This window comes from Amycolatopsis keratiniphila subsp. keratiniphila (genome assembly GCF_001620365.2).
In the GTDB taxonomy this organism is placed as follows: Bacteria; Actinomycetota; Actinomycetes; order Mycobacteriales; family Pseudonocardiaceae; genus Amycolatopsis; species Amycolatopsis keratiniphila.
Window position 1 is genome coordinate 85,796 of sequence record NZ_LQMT02000039.1, and the last position, 13,127, is coordinate 98,922.

At 67.9% G+C, this 13,127-nt stretch carries 13 protein-coding genes; 5 read left to right on the forward strand and 8 right to left on the reverse strand.

The window, feature by feature from the left end; translation table 11 throughout:
* Positions 1 to 53 precede the first annotated feature (53 nt).
* The 4 genes from AVR91_RS35745 (at position 54) to AVR91_RS35760 (ending at position 3,975) form a co-directional block, all read left to right on the forward strand.
* Complete coding sequence (locus tag AVR91_RS35745; protein WP_063276744.1) at positions 54 to 1,115, forward strand: HpcH/HpaI aldolase/citrate lyase family protein; 1,062 nt, start codon at positions 54 to 56, stop codon at positions 1,113 to 1,115.
* Positions 1,116 to 1,253: 138 nt separating this feature from the next.
* Positions 1,254 to 2,108, forward strand: a complete 855-nt coding sequence (locus AVR91_RS35750) for an HpcH/HpaI aldolase/citrate lyase family protein (protein WP_063276743.1) — start codon at positions 1,254 to 1,256, stop codon at positions 2,106 to 2,108.
* Positions 2,109 to 2,182: 74 nt separating this feature from the next.
* Positions 2,183 to 3,304 (forward strand): AAA family ATPase, encoded by a 1,122-nt coding sequence (locus AVR91_RS35755; protein WP_063276742.1) that lies wholly within the window; start codon positions 2,183 to 2,185, stop codon positions 3,302 to 3,304.
* A complete protein-coding gene (locus AVR91_RS35760; protein ID WP_063276741.1) occupies positions 3,301 to 3,975 on the forward strand; it encodes a DUF4276 family protein in 675 nt (224 codons plus the stop codon). The genes AVR91_RS35755 and AVR91_RS35760 overlap by 4 nt, the downstream gene beginning before the upstream one ends.
* On the opposite strand, the gene AVR91_RS35765 is transcribed toward AVR91_RS35760, so the two are convergent.
* Genes AVR91_RS35765 through AVR91_RS35800 form a run of 8 tightly spaced genes read right to left on the reverse strand, consistent with a single transcriptional unit; the run spans position 3,976 to position 12,319 of the window.
* Positions 3,976 to 5,355, reverse strand: a complete 1,380-nt coding sequence (locus AVR91_RS35765; RefSeq protein WP_063276740.1) for an amidase — start codon at positions 5,353 to 5,355, stop codon at positions 3,976 to 3,978.
* 11 nt (positions 5,356 to 5,366) lie between these two features.
* Positions 5,367 to 6,125, reverse strand: coding sequence for an SDR family NAD(P)-dependent oxidoreductase (locus tag AVR91_RS35770; protein WP_038507128.1), 759 nt, complete (start codon positions 6,123 to 6,125; stop codon positions 5,367 to 5,369).
* Positions 6,122 to 7,543, reverse strand: a complete 1,422-nt coding sequence (locus tag AVR91_RS35775) for an aldehyde dehydrogenase family protein (protein ID WP_063276739.1) — start codon at positions 7,541 to 7,543, stop codon at positions 6,122 to 6,124. Before AVR91_RS35775 ends, AVR91_RS35770 begins: the two co-directional genes overlap by 4 nt.
* Complete coding sequence (locus tag AVR91_RS35780) at positions 7,536 to 8,345, reverse strand: ABC transporter ATP-binding protein (RefSeq protein WP_083715298.1); 810 nt, start codon at positions 8,343 to 8,345, stop codon at positions 7,536 to 7,538. Before AVR91_RS35780 ends, AVR91_RS35775 begins: the two co-directional genes overlap by 8 nt.
* Complete coding sequence (locus AVR91_RS35785; protein WP_063276738.1) at positions 8,342 to 9,079, reverse strand: ABC transporter ATP-binding protein; 738 nt, start codon at positions 9,077 to 9,079, stop codon at positions 8,342 to 8,344. The genes AVR91_RS35780 and AVR91_RS35785 overlap by 4 nt, the downstream gene beginning before the upstream one ends.
* Positions 9,076 to 9,888, reverse strand: a complete 813-nt coding sequence (locus AVR91_RS35790; protein ID WP_063276737.1) for an ABC transporter permease — start codon at positions 9,886 to 9,888, stop codon at positions 9,076 to 9,078. Before AVR91_RS35790 ends, AVR91_RS35785 begins: the two co-directional genes overlap by 4 nt.
* Positions 9,888 to 10,832, reverse strand: coding sequence for an ABC transporter permease (locus tag AVR91_RS35795; protein ID WP_063276736.1), 945 nt, complete (start codon positions 10,830 to 10,832; stop codon positions 9,888 to 9,890). Before AVR91_RS35795 ends, AVR91_RS35790 begins: the two co-directional genes overlap by 1 nt.
* Positions 10,829 to 12,319 (reverse strand): ABC transporter substrate-binding protein, encoded by a 1,491-nt coding sequence (locus AVR91_RS35800; protein WP_063276735.1) that lies wholly within the window; start codon positions 12,317 to 12,319, stop codon positions 10,829 to 10,831. Before AVR91_RS35800 ends, AVR91_RS35795 begins: the two co-directional genes overlap by 4 nt.
* A gap of 60 nt (positions 12,320 to 12,379) precedes the next feature.
* Here AVR91_RS35800 and AVR91_RS35805 point away from each other — a divergent pair, with 60 nt between their 5' ends.
* Positions 12,380 to 13,123, forward strand: a complete 744-nt coding sequence (locus AVR91_RS35805) for a FadR/GntR family transcriptional regulator (RefSeq protein WP_063276734.1) — start codon at positions 12,380 to 12,382, stop codon at positions 13,121 to 13,123.
* The last annotated feature ends 4 nt before the right edge of the window (positions 13,124 to 13,127 follow it).

A 13,127-nucleotide genomic window follows, 5' to 3' on the forward strand; every position in this document is an offset into this window, starting at 1 on the left:
TTCCGGGTTTAGGGTTACCCGTCGGTCACTTGGCCCGTAGCGATGGAGGAACGATGCGTTCGCCGAAGGATTTCTTCGCCCCGCTCGCCGTGGGGGCGCCGGAACCGCTCCGCCAGATCCCCGTGCCTCCTTCGCGGATGATCCATTTCTTCGATCCCAGCAACGAGAAGATGGCCGCCAAGGTCCCGGACATCGCCAAGAAGGTCGACGTCCTGCTCGGCAACCTCGAGGACGCCGTGCGCGCCGACCGCAAGGAGGCCGCGCGGAACGGGCTCGTCTCCATCGCGAAGTCGACCGACTTCGGCAAGACGCAGCTGTGGACGCGCGTCAACAGCCTCGACTCGCCGTGGGTGCTCGACGACCTGATCACGCTGGTCACCGAGATCGGCGACAAACTCGACGTGATCATGGTGCCGAAGGTCGAAGGCGCGCAGGACATCCATTACGTCGACAGGCTGCTCGCGCAGCTCGAAGCGCGGGCAGGGCTGACGAAGCCGCTGCTGGTGCACGCGATCCTGGAAACCGCCAGCGGCGTCGCGAACGTCGAGGAGATCGCCGGCGCGAGCCCCCGGATGCAGGGCATCTCGCTCGGCCCGGCCGACCTCGCCGCGAGCCGCCGGATGAAGACCACCCGGGTGGGTGGCGGGCACCCCGGTTACCTCGTGCGCACGGACCCGACCGGCGAGGACCTGAACGAGGGACGCACGACGTATCAGCAGGATCTGTGGCACTACACCGTCGCGCGGATGGTCGACGCCTGCGCGGCGAACGGGATCCTGCCGTACTACGGGCCGTTCGGCGACATCCGCGACGTCGTGGCCTGCGAGGACCAGTTCCGCAACGCGTTCCTGCTCGGCTGTGTGGGCGCCTGGAGCCTGCACCCGGTGCAGATCGACATCGCCAAGAAGGTGTTCTCGCCCTCGCCCGAGGACGTCGCCTGGGCACGGCGTGTGATCGCCGAGATGGGTGATGGCACCGGCGCGGTGATGATCGACGGCAAGATGCAGGACGACGCCTCGGTCAAGCAGTGCCGGGTGGTCGCCGAACTCGCGGACGCCCTCGCCGCCGACGATCCTGAACTCGCCGCCGCGTACGACGCCGCCAGCAGTGTTTGACATCGCGCGATCGCAGACCCGTCTACGGGCCGCGACTGAGCGAGTACCCACCGGTCTCCAATGCACGGCGACCCGCAGCCGCGTCAGCGAGGCCTGTCGGCCGAAACGCGCGACCCCAAAAGATCAGGAGGCTTCCGCATGAACCCGCGACGTTCCGTCCTCTACATGCCCGGCGCGAACGAAAGAGCGCTGGAGAAGGCCAAGACGCTGGACGCGGACGGCCTCATCCTCGACCTCGAAGACGCCGTCGCGCCCGACGCGAAGGAAGCCGCACGTGAACGCGTTTGCGCCGCCGCTTCGTCGAAGGAGTACGGCTCGCGCGAGGTGACCATCCGCGTCAACGGCCTCGACACCGAATGGCACGACGCCGACCTCCGCGCCGCCGCGCAGGCGGGCCCGGCCGCGATCGTGGTGCCGAAGGTGAACTCCGCCGCCGAAGTGCACAACATCGAGCGCGCGCTGGAACTCGGCGGCGCGCCGGACCACACGAAGATCTGGGCGATGGTCGAAACCCCGGTCGCGATGCTGCACGCCGAGGAGATCGCCGCCGCGTCCGAGCGGCTGACCGTGCTGGTCATGGGCACGAACGACCTGGCGAAGGAACTGCACGCCGAGTTCGTCCCCGGCCGCGCTCCGCTGCTGGGCGGGCTTTCCCTCGCGCTGCTGGCCGCGCGCGCGACCGGCAAGGCCATCCTCGACGGCGTCTACAACGACGTGAAGGACCTCGAAGGCTTCGAGGCGGAATGCGTGCAGGGGCGTCAGTTCGGCTTCGACGGCAAGACGCTGATCCACCCGGCGCAGCTGGAGCCGTGCAACCGGATCTTCGCGCCGTCCGAGGAGGAGATCGCGCGGTCGCGCAAGATCATCGCGGCGTTCGAGGAGGCGCAGGCGGCCGGGCAGGGCGTCGTGACCGTGGACGGGCGGATGATCGAAAACCTGCACGTCGAGAACGCGCGGCGGATCCTGGCGCTGGCCGAGGCGATCGGCGGCTGACGCGTTTCGTCCTCTGAATGCGGTGGTTGCGCGTGCAACGTCAACTTTTTCAGACGATTGCCTAAGCTGTGCCCATGACCCAACAGCGGCTGACGTCGATCGAGATCGAGGGCTTCACCTCGATCCGCTCGGCGCGCGTCGAGCTGGGCGCGATGAACGTGCTGATCGGCGCGAACGGCGCTGGTAAGAGCAACTTCGTCCACGCGCTCGAACTACTTGGCCGGATCGTCGAAGGTGAACTGGGGTTGTTCGTCGGACTCAACGGCGGGGCTTCGGCGCTGCTCAACGTCGGCGACTCGTCGGCCCGGATACACCTTCAACTGGAAGCCGGGTCCAACTCCTATGAAGCCACTCTGGTCGCGGCGACCAGGGACGAACTGGTCTTCGAGTCGGAGCGCCTGCACTCCCGGGCGGAGGGAGACGACCGGCCCTACAGCCGGCCGATCGGGAGCGGGCATCGGGAAACACGGCTACCGGACGAGGTTGGTCGGAACCCGAGCCGGGTCGCATCGCAGTTCACTGACCTGCTCCGTGGTTGCAAGGTCTACCACTTTCACGACACCAGTGCCGATGCACCGGTCAAGCGCATGGTCCCAACGGCGGACGACATAAGACTGCGAAACGACGCGGGGAATCTCGCCGCCTACCTGTACCGCTTACAGCAAAGTAGAAACCCCGCCGACAGCTCGGCATACCGAAGGATATTAGGTGCGATCCAGCTTGTCGCGCCGTTCTTTCGGGATTTCATCCTCAAGCCGGACAATAACGACCGAATCTTGTTGCGGTGGCAGCAAAAAGACTCGGATGCGGTCTTTTCGGCGAACCAGATGTCAGATGGAACCCTGCGGTTCGTCTGTCTGGTGACGCTTCTGCTGCAGCCCGAACTGCCGGGTCTCGTCGTTCTGGACGAGCCCGAGCTCGGGCTCCACCCGTTCGCGATCATTCAACTCGCAGATCTGCTGCGCCAGGCATCGCGGCGCAGCCAGGTACTCATCGCCACCCAGTCCGTGACTCTCATGAATCAATTCGAGGTCGGCGACCTGATAGTCGTCGAGCGCAAGTCGGGGAGCTCCGATTTCTCCAGGCCGGACGTCTCCACCCTGGAAGACTGGCTGGCCGACTATTCACTTGGCGAACTGTGGGAGAAGAACCTGCTCGGCGGGCGGCCGACGCGGGAAGAGAACAGGCGCGGATGACCACCGGATATCGACGTCTGCACTTCCTGGTCGAAGGGCAAACCGAAGAGATCGTCGTCGACAGCCTCCTGGAGCCGTACCTTCGGGATCAAGGCTGGACGATCACGAAGTCCATCGTGACGACGAAGAGACCTGCCACCGGCCCTGCCAGTCGCGGCGGCGTGAGCAGCTGGGCCAAGCTTGAGCAAGAGATCAAGGTGTTGCTGCGCAGCAGCGATATCCACACCCTCACCATCTTGTTCGACTACTACGGCTTTCCGTCCGACAGCCCCGGCATGAGGAACAGGCCGGCATCCTCCGCATACGAGCGAGTCGAACATGTCGAGAAGTCGCTGGTATCGGCGATTTCCGATACGCGGTTCGTTCCCCACCTGGTCCTGCACGAACTCGAATCCTGGGTCTTCGCCGCAGCCGAGCAACTCGGCTGGCTGTTCGCCGGCACCGACCTGGCGGACCGACTTCGAAGAGACGTCCGCGGCGCGGGCGGCCCCGAACTGGTCAACGACGGCTTCGATACCTCCCCCTCGAAACGGCTCGCTCGCTACTGCAAGGGCTACTCGAAGACGAACGACGGGCCACTGGCCATAGCGGACCTGGGCATAGACGGACTCCGCTCACAGTGTCCCCATTTGGACTCCTGGCTCACTCATCTCGATACCCGTCTGAACTAGCTAGGGCCAGGGGCGCGGAGTGGGGCGAAGGGATTCGTAGGCGGCAGCGGCGCGAAGGACGTCGAGGTCGGCGAAGCGGCGTCCGCTGATCTGGAGGCCGATGGGCTGGTCGTCGCTCGTGTAGCCGCAGTTGATCGAGACCGCGGGCTGGCCGGACATGTTGTACGGCACGGTGAACGCGATGTGCTCGAACGGGCGGCGCGGGTCGTTGGTCGGCGAGGGCCAGTCGGCGGGCGGGGCCGAGACCGGGCAGGTCGGGGACAGGACGACGTCGAAGCGTTCGGTCGCGCGCAGGGTCGCGACGGCGATGGCGTCGATCTGCGCGAAGCCGCGGTAGGCGTCGACACCGCTGACGTCGGCACCGCCGGCTGCCCAGTCGGCGATGTACGGCAGGACTTTCGCGCGGCGGTCTTCGGGCAGGGCCGACATGTCCGACCACGCACGGACGCGCCAGAAGGTGTCGAGTCCGTCGAGCATTTCCCGGCGCAGGAACGGCGAAACCGGCTCGACGACGGCACCGGCCGCCTCGAAGACACGTGCGGCTTCGGTGACGGCGGCGATCGTCTCCGGCAGCACAGGAAGCCCGACGCCGGGGTCGAGATGGAGTCCGATCCGCAGGGCCTTGACCTCGGCCGAAAGCGAAGACCAGTCGAGAGACGAAGGCGGGAGCGAAAGGTGATCGCGACCGTCCACACCGGACAGAACGCTCATCAGCAGCGCGGTGTCGGCCACGGTCCGCGTCATCGGCCCGGCGACGCGGCCGAGGAACGGCGGATCCACCGGCACCCGGCCGAAGCTCGGCTTCAGCCCGACCAGGCCGCACCAGCCGGCGGGCAGCCGGATCGAGCCGCCGATGTCGGTGCCGACGTGCAGCGGGCCGTAGCCCGCCGCGGCCGCCGAACCCGCACCGGCGCTGGAGCCGCCGGGCGTGCGCGTGGTGTCCCACGGATTCCGTGACGCGGTGTGGAAACTCGACAGCCCGGACGTCAACATCCCGTAGTCCGGCATGGTCGTCTTGCCCAGCAGAACGCCACCGGACTCGCGCACGCGGGCGCCCGCCGGGGCGTCTTCGGGCGCGGGTGTCAGCGACGTGGCGGCCGTGCCGAGCGGGACCGGCGTGCCGCGCGTCGCGATGTTCTCCTTGAGCGTCAACGGGACACCGTCGATCGGACCGAGCGGTTCGCCCGCGTGCCATCGGCTTTCGGACGCCTTCGCGTCTTCGCGTGCTCCGCTCGGGTCGTACGCGTAAAGCGCGTGCAGCTCGGGCTCGCGCGCCTCGATACGTGTGAGGACGGCTTCGGTGACCTCGACCGGCGACAGCGTCCCAGCGCGGTACTGGGCGACCAGCTCGACGGCGGTCAGATCGGGCAACTCCGGCACGGCAACTCTCCTTACGTCGCGGGCGGTTCGAAGCGGCCGTCGACCGCGGTCCAGCCGCCGTCCACCGCCAGCACGGAGCCGGTGACGAACGACGACGCGTCCGACGCCAGGTACACGACGGCACCCGCGAGCTCGTCCGGGCGCGCCCATCGGCCGAGCGCGCCCTTGGTCGCGTATGCGTCGTACCAGGCCGGATTCGCCTTGATCTGTGCCGTCAGCGGGGTTTCGACGACGCCGGGCGCGATCGCGTTGACCCGTACCCCTGCCGGGCCGAACTCCGCCGCGGCCGTGCGGAAAAGCTGCACGAGCCCGGCTTTCGTCGCCGCGTACGGACCTTGGCCGGGCTCGACGGTGGTGCCGCGGATCGACGAGAACCCGACAATGCTCCCCCGCCCGCGCTCGACCATCCCGGCGCCGAACGCGCGTACGACCTCGAAGGTCGCGCCCAGGTTCAGCGCGATCACCCGGTCGAATTCCTCGCGCGTGTACTCCAGCAGCCGTTTGCGCACGTTGGTGGCGGCGGTCAGCACGACGACGTCGATCTCGCCGAGTTCCTCCGCCGCCCGCGCGGCCGCGCCCTCCGAGAGCAGGTCGACCTCATATGCCTCGCCCACGCCGGTTTCCTTGGCCGCGGCGACATCGCGGTCCGCGACGATCACCTCGGCGCCGTGCGCGGCCAGCGCCTTCGCGGATTCGCGGCCGATCCCGCTGCCACCGCCGAGGACGACGGCCCGCTTCCCGTCGAGCCGGAACAGGTTTTCATACGTCACGGGCGCAGCACCGCCATCCTCGTCACGGTCAGTTCTTCGACCGCGAACCGCGGCCCTTCCCGCCCGATCCCGGAGTCCTTCACGCCGCCGTACGGCATGGTGTCGGACCGGAACCCGGGCACCTCGTTGACCACCACACCGCCGACTTCGAGCTCGTCGAGCGCGCGGAACGCCGTCTTCAGCGACGTGCTGAACACCGAGGCGTGCAGCCCGTAGCGCGACGCGTTGACCGCATCGAACGCTTCGTCCACAGAGGACACGGTGCGGATACAGACCACGGGACCGAAGATCTCCTCGTCCCAGCATTCGAGGCCGTCCGGCACGTCGAGCAGCACGGTCGGCCGGATCACCGTGCCCTCGACACCGCCTCCGACCAGCCGCGCACCGGCCGAAGTCGCTTTGTCGACCCACTCCTGGACGCGCCGAGTGGACCCCGGATCGATCAGCGCCGAAACCCGCGTCTTCTCGTCGCGCGGGTCACCGGTGACGACTTCGCCGAGCCGCGCGAGCACCCGTTCGGTGAACTCCTCGGCGACGGCGTCCACGACCAGCACCCGCTGCACCGAAATGCAGGCCTGCCCGGACGCGTAGAACCCGCCGCGCAGCACGGCGTCCGCCGCCGCGTCGAGATCGGCGTCCTCCGCGACCACCAGTGCCGCGTTGGAACCCAGCTCCAGCAACGTCTTCGTGGGCGCGGCGTCGCGCGCGATCCGGTGCCCGACCAGCGCTGATCCGGTGAACGACACCGCGCCGACGCGCCGATCCGTGACCAGCGCCGAGCCGACGGCCGCGTCCCCGGTGACCAGCTGGACCATCGCGGGCAGGTCGGTCAGCGAGCGCACCAGATGCACGAGCCACAACGTCGCCAGCGGCGTCTGCGGCGCGGGTTTCACCACCACCGGGCAGCCGGCGGCGATGGCTGGCGCGATCTTGTGCGACGCCAGGAGCAGGGGATAGTTGAATCCGGCGATGCCGACCACTACCCCGATCGGCTTGCGTTTCCAGAATCCGACCAGCCCGTCGCCGGACGGCAGCAGGTCGAGCGGGACGGTCTCGCCGTGCAGCCGCGAGACCTCCTCGGCGGCGGCCTGCCAGGTGACGATCGTGCGGGCGACCTCGACGCGGCAATCGACCAGCGGCTTTCCGGTCTCCAGCACCAGAAGCTGCTCGAAGTCGGAGCGCCGCGCTTCCAGAGCCGCGGCGACGTCGTTCAGCAGCGAACGCCGGGTACGCGATGGCAGGGCCGCGACCTGCTTGAACACCGCGACCGCCTCGTCGATCGCCCGCGTGGCCAGCTCCGGCGTCCCGACCGGCGCCCGGCCGATCTCACTCCCGTCGAACGGGAAGTTCACCGGCGATGTGTCCACTCCTGCCACCCAGCCGTCGCCGATCGGCAGTCCCTCCGGGTATTCAGCCATCATCCCCTCCCCGAAGCCGCGCCAGCTCGGCCCGCAGATTCGGCGCGGCCGCCAGCAGTTCCCTGGTGTATTCGTGTTCCGGCGCGTCGTAGACCTGGTCGACGTCGCCGATCTCGACGATCTCCCCGCGCCGCATCACCGCGACCCGGTCGCAGACGTGCCGCACCACGCCGAGATCGTGCGAGACGAAGATCAGCGTCAGCGAGTACAGCTCGACCAGCGACGCGAGCAGGTCGAGGATCTGTTTCCGCACCGAGACGTCGAGCGCGCTCACCGGCTCGTCCGCGATGAGAACGCGCGGATTCGGTGCGAGTGCCCGCGCGATCGAGATGCGCTGCCGTTGCCCGCCGGAGAACTGGTGCGGATAGCGGCCCGCGGCGTCCTCGGGCAGGCCGACGGCCTTCAGCAGCTCCGAAACCCGCGCGTGATCCCGGCGGCCCAACGGTTCGGAGATGATGTCGCGCACCCGCATCCGAGGGTCGAGCGAACCCATCGGATCCTGGAAGACGATCTGCAGTTCCGACCGCAGGAAGCCGAGTTTGCGCTCCGGCAACGTGTCGACGCGTTTGCCCTGGAACGAGACGCTGCCCGCCGTCGGCTTGTCGAGCGCGGCCAGCAACCTGACCAAAGTGGACTTTCCCGAACCCGATTCGCCGACGATGCCGAACCGTTGACCTGCTTCGACATCGAAGGAGACACCACGCAACGCATGCACATCGCGACGCCGCTTCGAGGCACTCTTTCCCGCCGAGAAGCCATGTGCACTGTAGCGGCGTTCCAAATCTCTCACCGAGATCATCATCGGCTCGCCTCCAGATCCGAAGCGGCCAACAGCTTCTTCGTGTACTCGTGCTGTGGCGCGGTGAGGACGTCACGGGTCGAGCCGGCTTCGACGATCTCGCCGTCCAGCATCACCAGCACCCGCTCGCACACCGACGCCACGACGGCGAGATCGTGCGTGATGAACAGCAGCGCGCACTCCCGTTCGCGGACGCCGTCGAGGATGAGCTCCAGGATCTGCGCCTGCACGGTGACGTCCAGCGCGGTCGTCGGCTCGTCGCAGATCAGCAGCTTCGGGTCGTTGGCCAGCGCGATCGCGAGGACGACGCGTTGCCGCTGCCCGCCGGACAGTTGATGCGGATACGCGCGAGCGACCCCGGGCAGTCCCACGGAAGCGAGCAAAGGCTCGGGGTCCTTCCCGCCCTTGCGATGGATCCACATCGGCTCGGCCACCTGCGCACCAATCCGCATCGCCGGGTTCAGCGCGGTCATCGGCTCCTGGAACACCATCGACATCTCGTTGCCGCGCAACCGCGACAGCTCCTTCTCCGGCGCGCCCAGCAGCTCGCGACCGTCGAGTTTCACCGATCCGGACGCGGCGAGCTCTTCGGGCAGCAGCCCCATGATCGACAACGCCGTCAACGACTTCCCGGAACCCGACTCGCCGATCAGCCCGACCCGCTCACCGCGCGCGATACTGAACGAGACGTCGCGGACCAGCCCGGAGATGCCGAGACCATGGACTTCGAGGGTCATAACCGCGCCGCCAATCGTGGGTCGAGACGATCGCGGAGGCCGTCACCGAGCAGGTTGAAGCCGAGGACGGCGATGGCGATCGCGACTCCGGGCACGAGCGCGAGCCGCGGGTGCAGGGTCAGGAACATCTGGGATTCCTGCAGCATGCGGCCCCATGACGGGGTCGGCGGCCGCGTGCCGAAGCCGAGGAACGACAACGCCGCTTCCGCGAGCACCGCGATCGCGAACGACACCGACGCCTGCACGATCAGCAACCCGGAGATGTTCGGCAGCACGTGCCGCGCGGCGATGTTCAGCCGTGACCGGCCCGCCGACCGCGCGGCCAGCACGAACTCGCTGCTCATCACCTGCAACGTGCCCGAACGCGCGATCCGCGCGAACGACGGGATGGTCGCGATGCCGATCGCCACCATCGCGGTCAGCGTGTCCGCCCCGAACACCGCGCCGAACATGATCGCGAGCAGCAACGCGGGGAACGCGAGCACGAGATCGTTGACCCGCATGACGAACTCGCCGAGCCACCGCGACGACATCCCGGCGAGGATCCCGAGCGGCGTCCCGATCACCGCCGCGATGCCGACCGCGACCACACCGACGTACAGCGTGGTCCGCGCGCCGACCATGAGCTGGCTGAGCACGTCGCGGCCGAAGCTGTCGGTGCCGAGCGGGTTCGAGCCGCTGAAATCGTGCAGCCGGTTGGCCGCGTCGACCTTCACCGGGTCGAACGGCGTCCACACGAACGAAAGCAGGGCGGCGAGCACGATCAGCGCGACCAGGACGCCGCCGACGAGGAGACTGCGGTTACGCATCAGGAACCCCGCAATCTCGGGTCGAGCACCGTGTACAGGACGTCGACCACGAAGTTCACCAGCAGTACGCCGACCACCAGGACCAGCACGATCCCCTGCACGGACAAGAGATCCCGCGACGCCACCGAGTCCAGCAGCATGCTGCCCAGCCCCGGCAGGACGAACACGCGCTCGACGACGACGGCGCCGATCAGCAGCGTCGAAAGTTGCAGCCCGAGCACCGTCACCACCGGCACGGCGGCGTTGCGCAGCCCGTGGCGGAACAGCGCTTGGAACGGCCGCAGCCCCTTGGAGCGCGCCGTGCGCAGGTAGTCCTGGCCGAGCGTGTCGAGCACGGCCGACCGGACATAGCGTGTGAGCACCGCGCCCTGCACGAGCCCCAGCGACAGCGCGGGGAGGACCAGACCGCGGAGGAATTCGCCCGGATCCTGCACCGGCGGTGTCCAGCCGCCGGAGGGCAGCCAGCGCAACTGCACCGCGAAGATCTGCACCAGGATGATGCCGGCGAGGAACGCGGGGATCGCGACGCCGATCTGCGACAGGCCGGAAAGCGCGGTGCCGTCGGCCTTCCGGTGCCGCACCGCGGCGAACGTCCCGGCCGGGACGGCGATCAGCAACGCCACCAGCATCCCGGCCCCGACCAGCCACAACGTGACGCCGAGGCGGTCGGTCAGCGCGGGGCCGATCTCCTCGCGGGTGACGTACGAGCGGCCGAAGTCGCCTTGCAGGACACCGCCGATCCAGTCGAAGTACTGCGTCACGAGCGGCCTGTCGATGCCGAATTCGGCGCGCGTCTTCGCGACCAGTTCCGGGGTCGCGTTGACGCCGAGCGCGACCTGCGCCGGATCTCCCGGCAACACGGCCATGAACAGGAACACCACGATGGACGCGACCAGCACACTGGCCACCAGGATCGCCACACGGCGCACGATCTTGACCGTCATCGCGGCGCCAATCCCGTGAGATCGAAGGACTCGCTGACCTGGTTGCGGACGAACCCGGTCACCTTGTTCTTCGCCACGATCACGTTGGGGAACAGGAAAAGCCAGTCCGCGGCGGCGTCCTCGGACAGCCGCCGCGCGACCTGGCGCATCGCGTCGATCTGCTCCTGGGGCGTTCCGGCGTCGGCCTTCGCCAGGTTCTGCTGGACGGGCTTGCTGTCGTAACCCCAGTAGTACTTGGGCCTGCCGAAGGTGACGATGTCGCGCGCCTCGACGTGCTGGATGATCGACAGGTCGTAGTCGCGGTCGGTGAAGACCTGCTTGAGCCACACCGCCGGGAAGTCCAGCGGCTCGATCGTCACCGTGACCCCGACGTCCGCCAGTTGCGAGGACACCACCTGCGCCGCCGAAACCGCGTACGGCAGGTTCGGGATCCGCAGCCGCAGTGACGGATTCGGTTGGCCCGCTTCCGCGAGCAGCGCTTTCGCCTTCGCGGGATCGAACGGATACGCGTTCGACAGGTCTTCGTACCAGGGGTCCGTCGGCGGGACCATGCTGCCGATGAGCGTGCCTCGGCCGGCCCAGGCCGTGTCCAGCAACGCTTTCCGGTCGATCGCGTACGACAGCGCCTTTCTCACCCGGACATCGTTCAGCGGCGGCCGCGCGTTGTTGAACGCGAGCGTGACCTCGCTGTTGGTCGTGCCTTCGACGACGGTGAACCGGTCGTCGCTCTGGAACTGCGGGATCGAATCCGGCACGGTGATCGCGGAGATGACGTCGATCCCGTTGCTGAGCAAGGCGTTGTTGAGCGCCGTCGGATCCTTGATGTACTTGAGGACCACGGTGGAATAGGCCGGTTTCGTGCCCCAGTACGCGGGATTCTGCTTGAGCACGATGGAGTCGCCACGACGTCGCGAGGAAACCGTGTACGGCCCGGTGCCGACTGGTTTGTTCGCCAGATCCGCGACCCCGGTCGGGCTGAACATCGCGCCGAGGCGGCTGGTGAGGCTGAACAGCCAGCCGTTGCTGGGTTTCGTGAGCACGACCCGCGCGTGGTCCGGCGCCACCACGTCGACCCGGTCGACGACGTCCATTGTGGACTTGATCGACACGGTCCAGTCGGTCTTCACGCGCATCAGCGAGAACTTGACGTCCTCGGCGGTGAACGGCGCCCCGTTGCTGAACTTCGCGTTCTTCCGGAGCTTGAAGTCGTAGGTCTTGCGGTCTTCCGACACCGTCCACGATTCGGCCAGCAGCGGCACGATCTTCGCGTTCGCGTCGAGCTTCACCAGGCCCTCGTAGACGTTGTAGAGCAAGGCTTGCGGGATGGCGGCGCCGTCCGTCCGGGTGAAGTCGAAGTTCGCGGGTTCGGCGGTGTAACCGATGGCGAGCGTGCCGGGATCCTTGGCCACGGTGGCACTCGAGCCGGCGGAGCAGCCGGACGCCACCAGCAGCAACGCCACCACTGCCGCGTGAATCCGGGCTTTCATCCTGCCCCCTGACCGGTAGACTGGTCTGACCAGTAAACCAGACGAGACGGCAGGGTCAAGATGGAATTCGAGCCGGTCGCCCCTGTCCGCGCGTACCAGCGTGTCGTCGAACAGATCGAGGAAGCCGTGTTCAGCGGCCGGATCAAACCGGGTGACCGGTTGCCGAGCGAACGCGAACTGATGGTCCAGTTCGACGTCGGCCGCTCGACCGTGCGCGAGGCGCTGCGTGTACTGCAAGCAGCGGAAATGATCCGCTCCCGGCCGGGAGACCCGCGCGGTCCCGAGGTTCTGGCCGCCTCCCCCGCCGCGTTGCACCGGTCGATGCACCGGCTCGCGCGGGCCGACCATCTCGGCTTGTCCGAACTCCTGCAGTTCCGCATGGTGCTCGACGGTTCCGCACATCTGCTCGCCGCGCAGCTCAGGACGGAGGAGCATCTCGCCGAACTGGACGCCGCGCTGGAGGCGATGCGTGAGGGCGTCTCGAAGGGCTTCGCGGAGTTCTCGCACGCGGACGTCGCGTTCCACGAGGCCATCGCCCGCGCGACGGGGAATCCGCTGCTGGTGATCAGCGGCGAGGTCGTCCGCGGCGTCGTACTGGAACTCATCGAGGACAAACTGGAACACGCCGACGACCGGACGGCGTTGATGCGCAGCTGGCTGACGCATCACGAAGAGGTGCTGGGCGCGATCCGCGACTCCGACGGCGAGCGCGCTTCGCGGCTGGCGAAGCAGGCGCTCTACGACAACTACGCCGAGTACGTCCCCGAAGAGCAACGACGTCTGTTACAGCCGCTGCTCACTTGACCCA